Source organism: Tropicimonas sp. IMCC34011, assembly GCF_003390865.1.
In the GTDB taxonomy this organism is placed as follows: Bacteria; Pseudomonadota; Alphaproteobacteria; order Rhodobacterales; family Rhodobacteraceae; genus Tropicimonas_B.
Window position 1 is genome coordinate 187,947 of record NZ_QMEJ01000004.1, and the last position, 19,271, is coordinate 207,217.

A 19,271-nucleotide genomic window follows, 5' to 3' on the forward strand; every position below is an offset into this window, starting at 1 on the left:
ATATCGCAGCCGACGCGCAGATCCTGCGCCGCGCCCGTCCGGCGCTCCTTCTCCTTAGCTGCCTCTGAGCGTGCCCTCCGGCGCGCCGCTCAGAGGTGGATCAGCGCTGGAAGGAACGAGACAAGAGCTAGGGAAGACCTCCATGACAGACCAAGTGACCGACGCCGGCAAGGACCGCGTCCTGATTTTCGACACCACCCTGCGCGACGGCGAGCAGAGCCCCGGCGCCACGATGACCCATGCCGAGAAGCTGGAGATCGCCCAGCTGCTGGACGAGATGGGTGTGGACGTGATCGAGGCGGGCTTTCCGATCGCCTCGGAGGGGGATTTCGCCGCCGTGGCCGAAATCGCCAAGCGGGCGACCAACGCGACGATCTGCGGCCTCGCCCGGGCGAACCTGAAGGATATCGACCGCTGCTGGGAGGCCGTGAAACACGCCGCCTCCCCGCGCATCCACACCTTCATCGGCACCTCGCCGCTGCACCGCGCCATCCCGAACCTGAACAAGGATGAGATGGCCGAGCGCATCCACGAGACCGTGACCCACGCGCGCAATCTCTGCGACAACGTGCAATGGTCGCCGATGGACGCGACGCGGACGGAGTGGGACTACCTCAAGCGCGTCGTCGAGATCGCGATCAAGGCCGGCGCCACGACGATCAACATCCCCGACACCGTCGGCTACACCGCGCCCGTCGAATCGGCGGACCTGATCCGGCGCCTGATCGCCGAGGTCGAGGGTGGAGAGGACGTCATCTTCTCCACGCATTGCCACAACGACCTCGGCATGGCGACGGCGAACTCCCTGGCCGCCGTCGCCGGCGGCGCCCGTCAGATCGAGTGCACGATCAACGGTCTCGGCGAACGGGCGGGGAATACCGCCCTCGAGGAAGTGGTCATGGCGATGCGGACGCGGGGGGACATCATCCCCTTCGACACGAACATCGATGCCCGGAAGATCACGCATATCTCCCGCCGGGTCTCCGCCGTGTCGGGGTTCCAGGTGCAGTTCAACAAGGCGATCGTCGGCAAGAACGCCTTTGCCCATGAAAGCGGCATTCACCAGGACGGCATGCTGAAGAACGCCGAGACGTTCGAGATCATGCGGCCGGAGGATGTGGGCCTCTCCGCCACCTCGCTCGTGATGGGCAAGCACTCGGGCCGCGCCGCCCTGCGCTCGAAGATGAAGGAATTGGGTTTCGACCTGGCGGACAACCAGCTCGCCGACGTCTTCGTTCGCTTCAAGGCGCTGGCGGACCGCAAGAAAGAGGTCTTCGACGACGATCTGGTCGCCCTGATGCAGGACGTGATGGAGGTCGACGAATACCTGAAGGTGAAGTTCCTGCGCGTGATCTGCGGCACCGAGGCGCCGCAATCGGCTGACCTGACGCTGACAGTGGACGGCACGGACAAACAGGTGACGGCGACGGGCGACGGCCCGGTGGACGCGGTCTTCAACGCCGTGAAGGAGGTGTTCCCCCACGGCGCACGGCTGCAACTCTACCAGGTTCACGCGGTCACCGAAGGGACGGATGCGCAGGCCACCGTGACGGTCCGGCTGGAGGAAGACGGCATGATCGTCACCGGCCAGTCGAGCGACACGGACACCGTCGTCGCCTCCGCCCGCGCCTATGTCGCCGCGCTCAATCGTCTGGTGACGCGCCGTCGCCGGTCCGAGGGCAGCGACCGCAAGGAAGTCAACTACAAGGACGTGAGCTGACCTTCCGCCGCCGCCCCGCCCCGGGCGGCGGCTTCCCGGCCCAGATGCCGCTTCAGGCGCCGCAGGTAGACCCCGCGCCAGCCTCGGGGGGCGCTTTCGAAGGCGCGACTGCGCCGGATGTCCCACATTTCGGCAAGCCATCCGCCTGCCTCGGCCTCTGGCGCGGGGATGTATCCCTTCTGGGTGTAGAGGGTCAGCTCGCCGAGCCAGAACCGCTCCCCATCCACGAGAAAGTCCACCCGGACCTGATCGAATTGCCCGCCGATCCGCCGCGCCAGTTCAACGAGGCGATCCCAGCACTCCGGGAGCGGCGCGTCGAGCGTGCGGTCGACGACGTTCGACCGTGCGCCCTGCTCGAAGCCCCCTGTCCCGTCCGGCAGCAGGATTGTGGCCGCCTCGTCCGGCGTGTCCCGGCCGCGGGAGCGGAAGATCCGGCCGATCTCCGGGCCGAAGGTGTAGAACTTGATCTCCTCCAGCGCGCCGAAGCCGACGCTTTCCTCCACGAAAAGGCGCGGCTTGATCGACAGGTAAGCCGTTTCCTGCGCCACCTCGCCGTAGCGGGTCCGAAGCCAGCAAGCGGCCCTTGCCCGTATCGCGGCATCGTCCATGTCGGTCCGAGCCGGGAAGATGTTCATCGACGAGCCGTGATTCGCCTTCAGCACCACGTCCTGAGCCAGAAGGGACGCCGGAATGACATCAGAATCCGTCCCCTCCCAGAGGAGACGCGGGAAGGGAACGTCGATCCCCTCGTCCCTCGCCCAGCGCCGGACGGCCAGCTTGTCGGACAGCAGGACGAAGCGCGGATCGTGATCGAAGAGCTTGCGCCACGTGAATTTCTCGGAGACCGAGCGCGGCAGGGCCGGCCACGGCATCCCCGCCCAGCGCTCGGGACGCCCGCGACAGTAGCGGACGAGACGCCTGTGCCGCAGGCGCACCCACAGATTCACCGCGGCGAAGAGCAGGCGGTCCGGCAGATACGGTGTCATTGCTCTCAGTCCGTGGTCAGAACTCGTCAGCGACATTATCGCATCATGGACAAGGGCTTCACCAGACGGCAGGATTGCGCGCATAGGCCGCCGCGCCCCCCTTTTCCGCACAGCCCCCTACGCCTATAAGCGGCTCGGCCCGCGGACCGGGGTGTCGCGGTTCCACGAGTTTTCGGAAGGAGAATGCATGTTCCGACTGGGCGGATTGTTTTCATCGGACATGGCGATCGACCTCGGCACGGCGAATACTCTCGTCTACGTCAAGGGACGCGGCGTGATCCTGAACGAACCTTCGGTTGTGGCGTACCATATCAAGGGTGGCCGCAAGGAGGTGCTCGCAGTCGGCGAGGATGCCAAGCTGATGCTCGGCCGCACGCCGGGCTCCATCGAGGCGATACGGCCAATGCGGGAAGGCGTCATCGCCGACTTCGACGTGGCCGAAGAGATGATCAAGCACTTCATCCGCAAGGTTCACAAGCGCACGACCTTCACCAAGCCGAAGATCATCGTCTGCGTCCCCCACGGCGCGACGCCGGTGGAGAAGCGGGCGATCCGGCAATCCGTCCTGTCGGCGGGGGCCCGGCGGGCCGGTCTCATTGCCGAGCCCATCGCGGCGGCGATCGGGGCGGGCATGCCCATCACCGATCCCACCGGCTCCATGGTCGTCGATATCGGCGGCGGCACGACGGAAGTCGCGGTCCTGTCCCTTGGGGACATCGTCTATGCCCGCTCCGTCCGCGTCGGCGGCGACCGGATGGACGACGCGATCGTCAGCTACCTTCGGCGCCAGCACAATATCCTGATCGGCGATTCGACCGCCGAGCGAATCAAGACCTCCATCGGCACCGCCCGGATGCCCGATGACGGTCGTGGCGCGTCGATGCAGATCCGCGGCCGGGACCTTCTCAACGGCGTGCCGAAGGAAACCGAGATCAACCAGGCGCAGGTCGCCGAGGCCCTGTCCGAGCCGGTGCAGGCAATCTGCGAGGCGGTGATGACGGCGCTCGAGGCGACACCGCCCGATCTCGCGGCGGATATCGTGGATCGCGGCGTCATGCTCACCGGCGGGGGCGCCCTCCTCGGAGAGCTCGACCTGGCGCTCCGGGAGCAGACCGGCCTCGCGATCTCGGTCGCGGACGAGTCACTCAATTGTGTGGCCCTCGGGACGGGCAAGGCGCTGGAGTATGAAAAACAGCTTCGGCATGTGATAGACTACGACAGCTGACCATCGGCTCACGCCGCCACATCATCCACTCTGACCGAGGGCACCCGTGGCACGCAGCGCAGGCAACGGCATAGACTACGTCAGTCCGGTCCGACGCATCCTCGTCGGGGTGACGATCGTCCTGTGCCTCGCGATCTTCGTCGTCTGGCGCATCGACAGCCCCCGCGTGGAACGGATGCGCACGGAGCTGCTCGACCGCGTGGTGCCCAGCTTCGAGTTCGCCGGCGCCCCGATCCGAAGCCTTGCCGGCATGGTGGACGACTTCCAGTCCTACCAGCGGATCTACGAGCAGAACCAGGACCTTCGCCGCGAGCTTCAGCAGATGAAGGCGTGGAAGGAGGCGGCGGTGCAGCTGGAGCAGGAGAACGCCAAGCTCCTCGCCCTGAACTCCGTCCGTCTCGACCCCCAGCTGACCTCCGTGTCCGGCGTTGTGATGGCCGACAGCGGGTCCCCCTTCCGCCAGTCCGCCCTTCTCAACGTCGGCAGCCGGGATGGTATCCGTGACGGCTGGGCGACGATGGACGGCCTCGGCCTCGTGGGGCGCATCGCCGGTGTCGGAAAGCAGACGAGCCGCGTGATCCTCCTGACCGATGCCGCGAGCCGCATCCCGGTGACGATCCAGCCGTCCGGTCAGCGCGCGATGCTGTCGGGGGACAACGCCTCCGCCCCGACGCTCGATTTCATCGAGGATTTCGATCAGGTGCGCCCCGGCGACCGGGTCGTCAGCTCGGGCGATGGCGGGCTCTTTCCGTCGGGCATCCTCGTCGGCCAGGTGATCGCCGGCACGGATGGACGCCTCCGCACGCGCCTCGCGGCCGATTACGAGCGGCTCGAATTCATGCGCGTGCTGCGCTCCCACGAGGGCGAGGTGGTTCCCGCGGACGGCTCCCTCATCGTGCCGCCGCAGCCCGTCCCGCTTCTGCCGCCAGTGCCCGAAGAGGGCATCGACCAGCTCGCAGCGGGGCAGTCCGAGAATGGTTGATCCCGTCACCGCCCGCCTCTGGGGATTTCGCGCGCTCTACGTCCTTCTGGCGGCGATGATCGTCTTCGTCCGGCTTCTGCCGCTCGACATGACGGTTCCGATCCTGCCGGGGCCGGACCTTCTGCTGGCGCTGACCTTCTGCTGGACGATCCGGCGCCCGGCTTATGTGCCCGTCCTACTCGTCGCGGCCGTCTACCTGGCGACGGACCTCATGTTCCAGCGCCCGCCCGGCCTCGGAGCGGCCCTCGTGATCGCGGGAACCGAGTTTCTTCGCTCGCGCCGCTCGCAGAACCGGGACGTGCCGTTCGCCTTCGAATGGGGCCTCGTGACGGTCGTTCTCGTCGGGATGGTTGCCGCGAACCACGCCGTTCTGGCACTCTTCGCCGTGGACCGCCCCTCCTTCGGCAGCGCGGTCTTCCGCGGCCTCGTCACCGCTGCACTATACCCCGCCGTCGCCTTCCTCTCCGCGCATGTCCTCAACGTGCGCAAGCCGAGCCCGGGAAAGACGGACGCCCTCGGGCACAGATTGTGAGGTCCCAGATGCGCAGGCCCCCCAGAGATACCGAAGAAAGCGCCCGCCGGATCACCCGCCGTTCCCTTCTCGCCGGGGCGGGGATGCTCGGGTTCATGGCGGTCCTCGGTGGCCGCATGCGACACATGCAGGTGGATCAGGCCGACGCGTTCCGCCTTCTGGCCGAAGAGAACCGCATCAACATCCGCCTGCTTCCCCCGGCGCGGGGCCTGATTTTCGACCGGAGCGGCACCCTGATCGCCGGCAATGCCCAGAATTATCGCGTCGTCGTGGTGCGCGAGGATGCTGGCGAGATCGAGGAGACGATGGCCCGTCTGCGCGCGCTCGTGCCGATCTCGGACGAGAATTCGGAGCGCGCGATGAAAGAGATCATGCGCCGCTCGCCCTTCGTGCCGGTTACGGTGGCCGATCAGCTCGACTGGGCCGACGTGAGCGAAGTCGCGGTGAACGCGCCTGCCCTGCCGGGGGTGACGCCGGAGGTCGGCCTGACGCGACACTATCCTCTCGGGAGCGATTTCGCCCATATCGTCGGCTATGTCGGCCCGGTCTCCGATTACGACCTTTCGAAGATCGAGGACCCCGAGCCGGTGCTCCAGATTCCCGGCTTCCAGATCGGAAAGGTCGGTCTCGAGGCAAAGCTGGAGGATGACCTGCGCGGCGAGGCGGGCACCAAGCGCATCGAGGTGAATGCCGGCGGACGGGTCATGCGGGAGCTGTCCCGGCAGGATGGCATCGCCGGGCGCGACGTGCAGCTCACCATCGACCACCGCCTGCAGAACTTCACGCAGGCGCGGCTCGGCGCGGAGAGCGCCGCCTCCGTGGTGATGGACGTGCGCACGGGCGATCTTCTGGCAATGGCCTCGGCGCCTTCCTTCGATCCCAACAAGTTCGTCCGAGGCATCTCGGTCGCCGATTACGCGATGCTGACCGAAAACGATCACCGCCCGCTCGCGAACAAGACCGTGCAGGGCCTCTACCCGCCCGGTTCGACGTTCAAGATGGTCACCGCGCTGGCCGCGATCGAGGCCGGCGTCGTGACCGCCGGCGAAACGATCTATTGCCCGGGCTACAAGGAACTCGGCCAGCGCCGTTTCCACTGCTGGAAGCGCGGCGGGCATGGCTGGACGGACCTGCACAACTCCCTCAAGGGGTCCTGCGACGTCTATTACTATGAACTGGCCGAGCGCGTCGGGATCGAGAAGATCTCCGCCATGGCACGCAAGCTCGGGATCGGCGTCCGGCACGATCTACCGATGTCCGCCGTGGCCGAGGGCATCGCGCCGACGAAGCAGTACAAGCGCGAGCGCCACGGCCAGGAATGGCTGGTGGGCGACAGCCTCAACGCGTCCATCGGTCAGGGCTACGTCCTCGCCTCTCCGCTACAGCTGGCGGTGATGGCCGCGCGGCTGGCGACCGGAGAGGGCATCAAGCCGCGGCTCGTCAAATCGGTCAACGGCGTGGAGCAGCCGGTCGAGACGGACGGCCCCCTCGGCCTCGGCCCGACCACGCTTCAGCAGGTTCGCTCCGGCATGTACGGCGTGATGAACGAACGCGGAGGCACGGCCTATGGCAGCCGCATCGTCGCCGACGACATGCAGCTCTGCGGCAAGACCGGGACCAGCCAGGTCCGCTCCGTCGTGGTCCGCAACGCGGACGTGCCCTGGGAAGAGCGGGACCACGCTCTCTTCGTGTGCTTCGCCCCCGCGGACAATCCCAGGATCGCCGTCTCCGTCATTGTCGAGCATGGCGGCGGCGGTTCGGCCGTCGCGGCTCCCGTCGCACGGGACATCATGCTCTCCGCCCTCCATGACGGAGGCATTCCGCCTCTGGACGCCTACCCCTCGTCCCAGCGGCGGCAGCAGGAGGACCTGTTCAGCAGCCTCCTGATCCGCCGTCCGGGCGGAGCCACGCCACCGAGCGAGAAGGCGTGAGCGCGTGAGTTATCTCGAATACCGCGTCCAGTCCGTCCCGAAGGGGCTCGGCAAGGTGCTTTACCTCAACTGGGCGCTGATCGTGCTTCTGACGGCCGTCGCCTCGACCGGTTTCCTGATGCTGTATTCCGTGGCCGGCGGCTCCTTCAGGCCCTGGGCGGAGCCGCAGATGGAGCGGTTCGCCATGGGTATGACCGCGATGTTCATCGTCGGCATGGTCCCGATCTTCTTCTGGCGGAACGTCGCGGCGCTGGCCTATGCGATCTCGATTGCGCTGCTCGTCGGAGTGGAGCTGTTCGGTACGACCGGAATGGGCGCGACGCGCTGGATCGACCTCGGCTTCGTGCGGCTCCAGCCGTCCGAGCTCACCAAGATCACACTCGTGATGCTGCTTGCCGCCTATTACGACTGGCTCGACATCAACAAGGTGTCCCGCCCGCTCTGGGTTCTCGTGCCGCTCGTCCTCGTGCTCATCCCGACCGCGCTCGTTCTGAAGCAGCCCGACCTCGGGACCGCGATCCTGCTGGTCTCGGGAAGCGGCATCGTGATGTTCGCCGCAGGGGTCCACTGGGCCTATTTCGCCGCCGTCATCGCCTCCGGCGTCGGCCTCGTGACCGCCGTCCTGCAATCGCGCGGCACGCCCTGGCAACTGCTCAAGGATTACCAGTACCGCCGGATCGATACCTTCCTGGACCCCGACAAGGACCCGCTTGGCGCGGGCTATCACATCACGCAGTCCAAAATCGCCCTCGGCTCCGGCGGCTGGACCGGACGAGGGTTCATGCAAGGCACGCAGAGCCGTCTGAACTTCCTGCCCGAGAAGCACACCGACTTCATCTTCACCACGCTGGCGGAGGAGTTCGGCTTCGTGGGCGGGCTGTCCCTTCTTGCGCTCTACGCGCTGATCATCGTCTTTTGCATCTCGTCCGCGATGCAGAACAAGGATCGCTTCTCCGCCCTTCTGACCATCGGCATCGCGGCGACCTTCTTCCTCTACTTCGCGGTCAACATGTCCATGGTGATGGGCCTTGCGCCCGTGGTGGGCGTGCCGCTCCCGCTGGTCAGCTACGGCGGCTCGGCGATGCTGGTGCTGCTGGCCGCCTTCGGTCTCGTCCAGTCAGCGCATGTTCACCGCCCGCGGGGGCGCGCATGAGCCTGAAGATCCTTTTCTCCGCCAGACCCGGCCTCTGGGACGCCTACGAGACGCCGCTCCGCGCGGCGCTGGACGAGGTGGGGATCGTTGCCGAAGTGGGACCCGATCTCGGTCCGCCCGAAGCCGTCGACTACATCGTCTACGCCCCGAACCCGGATCTGCGCGATTTCGCACCCTACACACGGCTCAAGGCGGTCCTGTCGCTCTGGGCGGGCGTCGAGACCATCGCGGGAAACGAGACGCTCATCGCGCCGCTGACGCGGATGGCCGATCCGGGCCTGAAGGAGGGGATGACCGAGTGGGTGACGGGGCATGTCCTCTATCATCACCTGAATATCGGCCATGCCCTGGCGCGGCAGTCCGGCACGTGGGAGCCTTACGTGCCCCCTCTGGCGCGCGACCGGCGCGTGGCGGTCCTTGGCCTCGGCGAACTCGGCGGCGCGGTGGCGCGGGCGCTTGCGAACCTCGGCTTCGAGGTCAGAGGGTGGAGCCGGCGACCGCGGGAGATCGAAGGCGTACGCTGCGTCTCGGGCCCGGATGGCCTGACCGAAGCGCTTTCGGGGGCGCATTTCGTCGTCTGCCTCCTGCCGGGAACGCCGATGACCGAGAACATCGTCGATGCCGCGGCCTTGCGATCTACCGCTACCGGCGCCGTCCTGATCAATCCCGGACGCGGCACGCTGATCAACGATGACGCGCTGATAGAGGCGCTCGATACGGGCCAGCTCGGTCACGCGGTGCTGGACGTCTTCAGGAAAGAGCCATTGCCGGCGTCGCATCGCTTCTGGGCCCACCCCGGAATCACCGTGACCCCGCATGTCGCGTCGGAAACCCGGCCGACGAGTGCCGCCCGGTTCATCGCGGAGAACATCCGTCGAAGCGAAGACGGCGCAGACCTTCTTGCGCGTGTCGACCGCGCGAGCGGCTACTGAGGACCTGAAACGAGAAACGGCTGCCCCGAACCGGAGCAGCCGTTTCATATTCGTCCTGTCGCGCGTCCCCGAAGCGGGGCGCAGGGCAGAATCACACGATGGCAAACACGACGCTGGCCATCATTCCCGTGATCATGCCGGAAGCGAGAATCATTTTCGCAATCATTGAAGTGCCCTCGGTGTCAATCTCTGTCGGGGATAGAACCGCGATCCCCGCCTGAAGTTCCGCCAAGACCGGCAGATTTTTGCCGCTTTGAAAATTGGCGCTGATTGCGCTTGCGCGGCCTAGGGTGAGCTACCCCGGCCGCACCCTCTTTTTCTTTCCGAGATGCACGTTAACATTTGCGTCAACGCATGACCGACCGAAGGAGACGTGCCCATGTGGGAGGGCATCCTCGACAGAATGCTGCGCGGCCTGATGAAGATCGGCAGGCTCGACGTCACCTTTCCGGACGGCTCCGTTCGGCACTACGGACAGGCGCAGGCCACGGCGGACCGCATCGTCCGCGTCACGATCCATGACGAGACCCTGCCCCGCCGGATTTGCCTCAACGCCGATCTGGGCCTCGGCGAGGGATACGTGGACGGCGGCCTGACCATCGAGGATGACGACATCTACGGCCTCCTGGAACTGGCGACCGTGAACGCCGCACGCCCCGACCAGCCTGCATGGCGCGACCTGGATCTCCGGCTCCGCCGCCTTCGGCGGGGGCTTCAGCAATACGCGCCGAAGACGACGGCGCGAAAGAACGTCTCGCATCACTACGACCTGTCGGGCGAGCTCTACGATCTCTTCCTCGACGAGGATAAGCAGTATTCCTGCGCCTACTTTCGCTCTCCCGACGATACGCTGGAGGAGGCGCAGGCCCAGAAGAAGAAGCATATCGCGGAGAAACTGCGGATCGAGCCGGGGATGCGCATCCTCGACATCGGATGCGGCTGGGGCGGGATGGGTCTGACGCTGGCGCGGGACTACGGAGCGACGGTTCTCGGCGTGACCCTCTCCACCGAGCAGCAGAAGGTCGCGGCCGCCCGGGCGAAGGCGGCGGGTCTGGAGGATCGGGTGGAGTTCCGCCTGACGGACTACCGGGAGGTGACGGGGGCGTTCGACCGGATCGTCTCCGTCGGCATGTTCGAGCATGTCGGCGTGCCGCAATACGAGACCTATTTCCGCAAGGTCTACGACCTTCTGGACACGGACGGCATAGCGCTCATCCATACGATCGGACGCACCGCGCCGCCGGGCGGCACCTCCCCCTGGATCCAGAAGTACATCTTCCCCGGCGGTTACGTCCCTGCCCTGTCCGAGGTGGCGAAGGCCGTCGAGAGCACGCCGCTCTGGACCACGGATGTCGAGATCTGGCGGCTGCATTACGCGGAAACGCTGCGACACTGGTACGAGCGGTTCATGGCGAACGCGGACCGCGCCGAGGAACTGTATGACGCGCGTTTCGTGAGGATGTGGCGCTACTATCTGATCGCCTCGGAGCTGGGCTTCCGGGAACACCGCCAATGCGTCTTCCAGGTGCAGCTGGCGCGCAGGAAGGATGCCGTGCCGCTCACGCGGGACTACCTCTACCGCGACGATGCGCAGACGGACGTGGCCGCGATGGCGGCCGCCGCCGAATAGGGCGAACGGCTCCCCCGGAGCAGTCCGGACCATGAGAGGGATCGGGGCAGGACAACGCCGCCATTGTCGCGCTGCGTTCGCCTGAACATCGCCCGGAACCGCGATCAACCGAGGTTGCGGCCCGCTATCCCTTGCGCCCCGGCACCCGGTCACTATAACGCCGAACGATTTGGCCGACCCCATCCGCCGACACCATCCGGAGCCCCCGCATGCCCAAACGCACCGACATCTCGTCCATCATGATCATCGGAGCGGGGCCGATCATCATCGGTCAAGCCTGCGAGTTCGATTATTCGGGCGCCCAGGCCTGCAAGGCGCTGCGGGAGGAAGGCTATCGCGTCATCCTCGTCAACTCGAACCCCGCGACGATCATGACCGACCCCGGCCTCGCCGACGCCACCTATATCGAACCGATCACGCCGGACGTCGTGGCCAAGATCATCCGCAAGGAGCGGCCCGATGCTCTCCTGCCCACCATGGGCGGACAGACCGGACTGAACACCGCCCTCGCGCTTGCCGACATGGGCGTTCTCGAGGAATGCGGCGTCGAGCTGATCGGGGCGAACCGCGCGGCCATCGAGATGGCCGAGGACCGCGGCCTCTTCCGCGAGGCGATGGACCGGATCGGCCTCGAGAACCCCAAGGCGACCATCGCCAACACCATGCAGCAATGCACGGACGCGCTGGAGCATGTCGGACTGCCCGCGATCATCCGCCCGGCCTACACGCTCGGCGGCACCGGCGGCGGCATCGCCTATAACCGTGACGATTACCTTCGCCTCTGCCGCTCCGGCCTCGACGCCTCCCCCGTCTCCCAGATCCTGATCGACGAGAGCCTCCTGGGGTGGAAGGAATTCGAGATGGAGGTCGTGCGGGACCGCAACGACAACGCCATCATCGTCTGCGCCATCGAGAACGTCGATCCGATGGGCGTGCATACCGGCGACAGCATCACGGTCGCGCCGGCGCTCACGCTCACGGACAAGGAATACCAGATCATGCGCTCCGCGAGCATCGCGGTCCTGCGCGAGATCGGCGTCGAAACCGGCGGCTCCAACGTGCAATGGGCGGTGAACCCCGAGGACGGCCGCATGGTTGTGATCGAGATGAACCCGCGCGTCTCGCGCTCCTCCGCGCTCGCGTCCAAGGCGACGGGCTTCCCGATTGCCAAGATCGCCGCGAAGCTGGCCGTGGGCTACACGCTGGACGAGCTCGACAACGACATCACCAAGGTGACGCCGGCGAGCTTCGAGCCGACCATCGATTACGTCGTGACCAAGATCCCGCGCTTCGCGTTCGAGAAGTTTCCGGGTGCCAAGCCGGAGCTGAACACGGCGATGAAGTCCGTCGGCGAGGCGATGTCGATCGGGCGGACGATCCACGAAAGCCTGCAGAAGGCGCTGGCGTCGATGGAGACGGGCCTGACCGGGTTCGACGAGATCGCCATCCCCGGCGCGCCCGATCACGCCGCCATCGTCAAGGCGCTGACGGAGCGGACGCCGGACCGGCTCCGGATCGCGGCGCAGGCGATGCGGCACGGCCTGACCGACGAGGACATCCAGGCCGCGACGCAGTACGATCCGTGGTTCCTTTCCCGGATCCGCGAGATCGTGGAGACCGAGGAAGCGCTGCGTGTCGATGGGCTGCCCGAGACCGAGGACGGCCTCCGGCGCCTGAAGATCATGGGCTTCACCGATGCGCGTCTCGCTACCGTCACCGGGCTCGAGGAAGCGCAGGTGCGGCGGGCGCGGCTCGACCTCGGTATCGTCGCGGTCTTCAAGCGGATCGACACCTGCGCCGCGGAGTTCGAGGCCCAGACGCCCTACATGTATTCGACCTACGAGGAGCCCGTGATGGGCGAGGTGGAATGCGAGGCGCGCCCCTCGGATGCCAAGAAGGTCGTGATCCTCGGCGGCGGGCCGAACCGGATCGGCCAGGGCATCGAGTTCGACTATTGCTGCTGCCACGCCTGCTTCGCTCTGACCGAAGCCGGCTACGAGACCATCATGGTCAACTGCAACCCCGAGACGGTCTCCACCGACTACGACACCTCGGACCGGCTCTACTTCGAGCCGCTGACCTTCGAGCACGTGATGGAGATCCTGCGCATCGAGCAGGAGAAGGGCACGCTGCACGGCGTCATCGTCCAGTTCGGCGGGCAGACACCGCTCAAGCTCGCGAATGCGCTCGAGGCCGAGGGCATCCCGATCCTCGGCACGACGCCCGACGCGATCGACCTGGCCGAGGACCGCGAACGCTTCCAGTCGCTCGTGGTGAAGCTGGGCCTGAAGCAGCCCAAGAACGGCATCGCTCATTCGGATGCCGAGGCGATCGACATCGCCGAGGACATCGGTTTCCCGCTTGTGATTCGCCCGTCCTACGTCCTCGGCGGACGCGCGATGGAGATCGTCCGGGACCGCAGCAGCCTGGAGCGCTATATTTCGGAGGCGGTCGTCGTGTCCGGCAAGTCCCCGGTGCTGCTGGACAGCTACCTCTCCGGCGCCACGGAGATCGACGTGGATGCGCTGTCCGACGGCAAGAACGTCCATGTCGCCGGCATCATGCAGCACATCGAGGAGGCCGGCGTGCATTCGGGGGACAGCGCCTGTTCCCTGCCCCCCTACTCCCTCCCGGCGGACATCATCGCGACGCTCCGCGAGCAGACCCGCGCGCTGGCGCTGGAGCTTGGCGTCGTCGGGCTGATGAATGTGCAGTACGCGGTGAAGGACGGAGAGGTCTACCTCATCGAGGTCAACCCGCGCGCGAGCCGGACGGTGCCGTTCGTCGCCAAGGCGGTGAACAGCCCGATCGCCTCCATCGCCGCGCGTCTGATGGCCGGCGAGCCGCTGACGAACTTCGATCTGGTGAATCCGGAGCTTGAGCGTTTCGCCGTCAAGGAAGCCGTCCTCCCCTTCGCGCGCTTCCCCGGAGTGGACACGCTTCTCGGGCCCGAGATGCGCTCCACGGGCGAGGTCATGGGCTCCGACGACACGTTCCCGCGCGCCTTCCTGAAAGCCCAGATGGGCGCCGGGATCGACCTTCCGACGGAGGGGCGCGTGTTCCTCTCGATCCGGGACGAGGACAAGACGGAGCAGCTCCTCGAAACCGCCCGCACCCTGATCGAGCTCGGCCTCACCATCGTCGCCACCCGCGGCACGGCGGCCTTCCTTGCCGAGAACGACCTCGCTGCGGAGGTGGTCAACAAGGTGTACGAGGGCCGGCCGAACATCGTCGACGAGATGAAGGACGAGCGGATCGCGCTGGTGATGAACACCACCGAGGGGCCGCAGGCGGTGGAGGACAGCCGTTCCATCCGCTCGGTCGCCCTGCTCGACAGGATCCCCTACTACACGACGCTGGCCGGCGCGCATGCCGCCGCTCTCGCCATGAAGGCACGCGAAGAAGGCGAGCTGTCGGTCCGGTCGCTTCAGGAGGCCTGAGGGCCGGGCGATCGGTCCGTCTCCCGCAAGGGCTTGCCTCGAAAGGGGCCGGCCCTTGCACTGGAAAGCGGCGCTGGCCGCTCGTTTCGCGCGCGTCCCGGACGGAACGTCAGGTGCCGCTCGGCCTCGACCCTTTCCGGTCCGATGTCAGATTTCGGTCGCAAACGGGAACTATTTCGGAACCCGGCGGCGGAGAGCCGAGCTAAACGAGTCCGTGACCTTCCCGTTCTTCGGGGAGCGCGGCCGCGCCTGAGGCCCTTGCGGTGACGGGGAATGAGCAGGAGACCAGCATGTCCAACGAGCCGACACGATTGATCGAGACCGGCGAGACCGCCTGGCGCGTCGAACAGGCGGACAAGCTGGCGCGCATCGTCGACGGCGCCGATTACTTCCGGGCCGCGAAAGCCGCGATGCTCTCGGCGCGTCAGACCATCATGCTGATCGGCTGGGACTTCGACACGCGGGTCGAGTTCGAGCCGGAAAACGAGACGCTGGAGGGGCCGAACCAGCTCGGCGACTTTCTCGAATGGTTGCCGCAGAACCGGGACGATCTTCACATCTACATGCTCAAATGGGATCTCGGCGCCGTGCAGTCGATTGGCCGCGGCATGATGCCGATGTCGATCCGGACCCTCGGCATGGGCGAGAACTTCACGTTCCGGCTCGATTCCCACCATCCGACCGGCGCCGCGCACCATTCGAAGATCGTGGTGATCGATGACCAGATCGCCTTCTGCGGCGGAATCGACATGACTGCCGGACGCTGGGACACCCGCGCGCATGCCGATGACGAGGAGCTCCGGAAAATGCCCGGCGGAGCGCCCGCAAAGCCCTGGCACGATGTCACCACCGCTGTCTCAGGCCCTATCGCAAAGGCCCTGGGCGATCTGGCGCGGGAGCGGTGGCAGCGGGCGACGGGAGACGTGATCGAAACACCGGACGGCGCAGACCCGATCTGGCCGGACGGGTTGGAGCCCACGCTCACGAACGTGCCGGTCGGGATCTCCCGCACCTATCCGGATTACGACGGGCACGAGGAGGTCCGGGAGATCGAGGCGCTCTACCTGCGCCTCATCGCCGAGGTGCAGGACACGCTCTACGTCGAGACGCAGTACCTTGCGGCACCAAGGATCGCAGAGGCCATCGCAGAGCGTCTCCAGGAGCCGGACGGTCCGGAATTCATCATCATCCTGCCGCGCAAGTCGGAGGGGTGGCTGCGGCAGAAGGCGATGGACGGCGCACGCTTCAATCTTCTGCACATGCTCTGGGAAAAGGACGTCCATGGCCATTTCGGTGCGTTCTTCCCGGTGACCGAGGGGGGCGCGGCGATCTACGTCCATGCCAAGCTGACTGTGATGGATGACCGCCTGGCACGGGTGGGCTCCTCCAACTTCAACAACCGCTCTCTCGGCTTCGACACCGAATGCGACCTCGCGGTCGAGGCAAGCGCCTGCCCCGATCCGGAGGCGGTACGGGCAAAGATCCGGGAGACCCGGACGGACATGCTCGCAGAGCATCTCGGCACGTCCCACGAGACGGTGGAGGCGGCGATCACGGCGGAAGGCTCGGTCCTGAAAGCAATCGAGGCGCTCAGGGGCGCCGGCCGCACCCTCGTTCCCTTCACGCCGGACGAGATCGCCGAGGACGACAACGGCCTTTCGGACAACGAGATGGCGGACCCGGAGCAGGCCAGCGAGACGTTCCTCGAGCGGCTGGCCGAAGGGATCGCCGATTTCGCAAAAGACTGATCGCGGATCAGGGCGGCCCTTCAGCGTATGTGTCGCACTCTTCCACCGCTCTTGTAGCCGTTCGCGAACCGGCATGCGCGCCGCTCCATGGAGAGGAGCTCCCTTGCAGGGACTGGCGTCCGCCGGATTCCCGCCGGCAGACCGGGCTCAAATCCACTGAGACCTGTCGTTCCCCGGGGGCACCGGCGGCTGACTACTTGGCGATCTGACGCTGCAGGAATTGCGGCGTATCACGCCACAGCTTGCGTCCCGTGGATGCTTCCCAAGCCTCTTCGAGATATTGAAACCTTTGTTCCAGGATCGCCCGGATACGTGGCAGATCGGCGGCCTCGAGGGCGGCCAAGGTATCGAACAGCGTCTCGATCGAGGCTTGCGGATTGCCGAGTACGGCCTCCCGCCGCACTGGTTCGATCTGCTGTGCCAGCACCTGCATGATGGTTTCCAGAAACCCGATATGGGTCGTCTGCCCCAGCGCCATGTTGAATTGCAGCGCCGCCATGGACAGAAGCTCGACCTCGTCCTCGCTCAGCTCAGCCTTGCCACGTAGTTCCTTCAGCGGCGCGAGGATCTCGTGCAGGCGGGCGTAATCGGAGGCAGTGGCCCGGTTGACCGCCAGTTCGACGATCTGCGGTTCAAGCGCTCGGCGGGAAATCAGAATCTCCACGAAGTCGTGGATTTCGGCCGGTGCAGGCAGAAACATCTGGATATAGCTCGAAGGTGGGCGTCCGGTGACGAAGGTGCCGCCCGCCGCGCCGGCACGGGTTTCCAGAATGCCGTCCCCCTCCATCCGCTTCAGAGCCTCGCGCAGGGCGCTGCGGTTGGTGCCCAACTGGCGGGCCAGTATCTGCTCCGAGGGCAGTTTCTCTCCGACCAGCACCTGACCGAAGAAGATGGCCTTCGCGATCACGTCCACCACGAAGTCGGCACTGCGCTTCAAGTCGATCGGCTTGAAGACGTGATGTGTGGTCTGCTCGGCGCGTTTGCCCATGTCTCGGCTCTCCTGTCGGATCACGCTTAACCCAGAACTCCCGGACGACAAAGAGTTGACGGGTCGCCAAGGATGCGTTTTTCATTGCCGCAACATCCGTTATTGGACTATATTAAAACCGATAATCATTTATGGAAAACCGAAATGAAACTTGAAGACCTGCTTGGCGATGGCCTGCGCGCTTTGTTCTGCATCGGGATCAACGACGATTTCTTCCGCGCGCCGCCCGAGGAAAAGAAGATCGTCGGGGCCGCTCTGAAGGCCGCCTTCGACGATCTCGAAGGGCGGTTCGGCGTCAGGGTCCTCGGCACGTTCGACGATGATCTGCTGCAATGCGGCTCCGCGCAGGGCTTCCCTTTCATCTCGTATATCCTGGCCGACATCCCCGATTTCGAGTCCGCCGTCGCCGTGACCAATTGCCTGCGGGAACCGGCCGGTGATGCGACCCTGTCGCGCTACGTGACGATCCAGAGTCGCATTGGCCATCCCCTCTTCTTCGGGGCGAAATGATGCAGAGCCCGGTACGCACCGCCCTGGTAACCGGCGCCGCGCAGGGGCTGGGCCGGGCGATTTCAGACGCCCTCGCCGCCGCCGGACACTCTGTCTGCTATGCCGATCTGGACGGCGACCGCGCCGCCGAGGCCGCCCGGGCCGCCCCGGACAGGCGATGGCCGTTCAGATGGATACCACGCAGCGCGCCTCGATCCGGGCCGCGATTGCCCAGGTGCACGACCGGTTCGGAGATATCGGCGTGCTGGTCAACAATGCCGCCCGCACCGTCGCCCGCCCCTTCTTCGAGATCACCGAGGAGGAATGGGACGAGGTCATAGCGGTGAACCTGCGCGGCACCGTATTGACCGCGCAGGAGGTCATTCCGGACATGATCCGCGCCAAATGGGGGCGGGTGGTCAATCTGTCCTCGCTGGCCGGGCAGCGCGGCGGGCCGCAGGTTCAGGGCATCCACTACGCCAGCTCCAAGGCGGGGATCATCGGCGCCACCCGGTATCTCGCGAACGAATTCGCGGATGCCGGGATCACCGTGAACTGCATCGCCCCCGGCCCGATCCTGACCGAGGCCACCGCGAAGGCTCCGCCTGACAAGCTGGCCATGGTGGCCGGATCGATCCCGGTGGGCCGCATCGGCGACGCGGCCGAGGTGGGCGCGCTGGCCCGGTATATCGTGTCGGAGGACGCCGGTTTCGTGACCGGGATGACCTTCGACATCAACGGCGGGCTGCTGATGCGATGACCGCGCACGCACAGCCCTCCCGCGCCGCCACGTTGCGCGCCGGGCTTCGCAAGGGCGACGCTCGGCTGCGCGGGACCTTCCAGGGCCTCGCAATGGCCTCGGTCACCGAGATTCTGGCCTCCGCCGGGCCGGATTTCATCTGCATCGACGGGGAACATGCCAGCGTCCGGGGTGAGACGCTGGCCAACCTGGCCCGTGCTGCCGATCTCCATCTCTGCCCGCTGCTGCTGCGGGTGCCGGATGGCCTGCCCCACATCATCGGTGAGGCCCTCGATGCCGGCGTGGCGGGCATCCTTGTGCCGCGCATCCCCGACATCGCAGCGGCGGCCCGTGCCGTGAGCTTTGCGCGGTTTCCACCCGATGGCATCCGCGGCGTCGGACCCGGCCGCGCCGCCGGGTATGGCTATTCCATCGGCGAGATCTTGAACGGAGAGCCCCCGCTGGTTGGGGTGCAGATCGAGACCCTGGGCGCCCTGGACAATCTGGAGGACATCCTCGCCGTTCCCGGGCTGGATTTCGTGATGATCGGCCCGGGCGACCTTAGCGTAACCCTCGCCGCCAACCGGCCCGACCTGCCGCTCGAGCAGGCGATCGGTCGCATCCGCGAGGCCGCCCGTGCGGCCGATATGCCCTGCGGCATCTTCACCCCGGACCGCGCCGCCAGCGAAACCGCTCTCGACTGGGCCGCCTTCGTGATCCAGGGGAGCGATGCGATGATGCTGCACGCAGCCGCAAGCCAGAGCCTACCTCGTTAG

General features: G+C 66.3%; 16 protein-coding genes and 1 pseudogene. 14 read left to right on the plus strand and 3 right to left on the minus strand.

What is annotated here, in order from left to right:
* Positions 1–142: 142 nt before the first annotated feature.
* Positions 143–1,720 (plus strand): 2-isopropylmalate synthase, encoded by a 1,578-nt coding sequence (locus DQG15_RS12920; RefSeq protein ID WP_116085851.1) that lies wholly within the window; start codon positions 143–145, stop codon positions 1,718–1,720.
* Here DQG15_RS12920 and DQG15_RS12925 read toward each other — a convergent pair.
* On the minus strand, positions 1,702–2,706 hold the full coding sequence (locus DQG15_RS12925) for an ATP-grasp fold amidoligase family protein (protein WP_157968987.1): 1,005 nt from the start codon (positions 2,704–2,706) through the stop codon (positions 1,702–1,704). The genes DQG15_RS12920 and DQG15_RS12925 overlap by 19 nt on opposite strands.
* Positions 2,707–2,893: 187 nt before the next feature.
* Between DQG15_RS12925 and DQG15_RS12930 the strand changes: the two genes are divergently transcribed.
* The 6 genes from DQG15_RS12930 to DQG15_RS12955 are packed head-to-tail and all read left to right on the plus strand — an operon-like array spanning position 2,894 to position 9,461.
* Positions 2,894–3,931: a rod shape-determining protein gene (locus tag DQG15_RS12930; RefSeq protein ID WP_116085854.1), complete on the plus strand. Its 1,038-nt coding sequence runs from the start codon at positions 2,894–2,896 to the stop codon at positions 3,929–3,931.
* 46 nt (positions 3,932–3,977) lie between these two features.
* Positions 3,978–4,913 carry a rod shape-determining protein MreC gene (mreC, locus tag DQG15_RS12935; protein WP_116085856.1) on the plus strand — a complete coding sequence of 312 codons (936 nt, stop codon included), beginning with the start codon at positions 3,978–3,980 and terminating at the stop codon, positions 4,911–4,913.
* Entirely contained in the window at positions 4,906–5,445 is a 540-nt protein-coding gene (locus DQG15_RS12940) for a rod shape-determining protein MreD (protein ID WP_116085857.1), read from the plus strand. Before mreC ends, DQG15_RS12940 begins: the two co-directional genes overlap by 8 nt.
* An 8-nt stretch (positions 5,446–5,453) precedes the next feature.
* A complete protein-coding gene (gene mrdA, locus DQG15_RS12945; protein ID WP_116085859.1) occupies positions 5,454–7,376 on the plus strand; it encodes a penicillin-binding protein 2 in 1,923 nt (640 codons plus the stop codon).
* 4 nt (positions 7,377–7,380) lie between these two features.
* On the plus strand, positions 7,381–8,529 hold the full coding sequence (rodA, locus tag DQG15_RS12950) for a rod shape-determining protein RodA (RefSeq protein ID WP_116085861.1): 1,149 nt from the start codon (positions 7,381–7,383) through the stop codon (positions 8,527–8,529).
* Complete coding sequence (locus DQG15_RS12955) at positions 8,526–9,461, plus strand: glyoxylate/hydroxypyruvate reductase A (RefSeq protein WP_116085862.1); 936 nt, start codon at positions 8,526–8,528, stop codon at positions 9,459–9,461. Before rodA ends, DQG15_RS12955 begins: the two co-directional genes overlap by 4 nt.
* Positions 9,462–9,552: 91 nt before the next feature.
* Here the strand turns inward: DQG15_RS12955 and DQG15_RS18645 are convergent, their stop codons facing one another.
* Positions 9,553–9,693, minus strand: coding sequence for a hypothetical protein (locus DQG15_RS18645; RefSeq protein WP_232830843.1), 141 nt, complete (start codon positions 9,691–9,693; stop codon positions 9,553–9,555).
* Positions 9,694–9,840: 147 nt separating this feature from the next.
* Between DQG15_RS18645 and DQG15_RS12960 the strand changes: the two genes are divergently transcribed.
* From DQG15_RS12960 to DQG15_RS12970, 3 genes are all read left to right on the plus strand, one after another.
* Entirely contained in the window at positions 9,841–11,091 is a 1,251-nt protein-coding gene (locus tag DQG15_RS12960) for a cyclopropane-fatty-acyl-phospholipid synthase family protein (protein WP_116085864.1), read from the plus strand.
* Positions 11,092–11,300: 209 nt separating this feature from the next.
* Positions 11,301–14,531 carry a carbamoyl-phosphate synthase large subunit gene (carB, locus tag DQG15_RS12965; protein ID WP_116085865.1) on the plus strand — a complete coding sequence of 1,077 codons (3,231 nt, stop codon included), beginning with the start codon at positions 11,301–11,303 and terminating at the stop codon, positions 14,529–14,531.
* 290 nt (positions 14,532–14,821) lie between these two features.
* Complete coding sequence (locus DQG15_RS12970; protein WP_116085867.1) at positions 14,822–16,279, plus strand: phospholipase D-like domain-containing protein; 1,458 nt, start codon at positions 14,822–14,824, stop codon at positions 16,277–16,279.
* A gap of 193 nt (positions 16,280–16,472) precedes the next feature.
* On the opposite strand, the gene DQG15_RS12975 is transcribed toward DQG15_RS12970, so the two are convergent.
* Positions 16,473–17,267, minus strand: a complete 795-nt coding sequence (locus DQG15_RS12975) for a FadR/GntR family transcriptional regulator (RefSeq protein WP_116085868.1) — start codon at positions 17,265–17,267, stop codon at positions 16,473–16,475.
* Positions 17,268–17,339: 72 nt separating this feature from the next.
* On the opposite strand from DQG15_RS12975, the gene DQG15_RS12980 reads away from it, so the two are divergent.
* The 4 genes and pseudogenes from DQG15_RS12980 (at position 17,340) to DQG15_RS12995 (ending at position 19,271) form a co-directional block, all read left to right on the plus strand.
* Positions 17,340–17,777 (plus strand): hypothetical protein, encoded by a 438-nt coding sequence (locus DQG15_RS12980; RefSeq protein WP_157968988.1) that lies wholly within the window; start codon positions 17,340–17,342, stop codon positions 17,775–17,777.
* Positions 17,777–17,908: pseudogene (locus DQG15_RS18855) on the plus strand (SDR family NAD(P)-dependent oxidoreductase); the annotation flags it as partial. The gene DQG15_RS12980 and the pseudogene DQG15_RS18855, both read left to right, overlap by 1 nt.
* Positions 17,909–17,934: 26 nt before the next feature.
* Complete coding sequence (locus DQG15_RS12990; protein WP_116085873.1) at positions 17,935–18,516, plus strand: SDR family NAD(P)-dependent oxidoreductase; 582 nt, start codon at positions 17,935–17,937, stop codon at positions 18,514–18,516.
* Positions 18,513–19,271 carry an HpcH/HpaI aldolase/citrate lyase family protein gene (locus tag DQG15_RS12995; RefSeq protein WP_116085875.1) on the plus strand — a complete coding sequence of 253 codons (759 nt, stop codon included), beginning with the start codon at positions 18,513–18,515 and terminating at the stop codon, positions 19,269–19,271. Before DQG15_RS12990 ends, DQG15_RS12995 begins: the two co-directional genes overlap by 4 nt.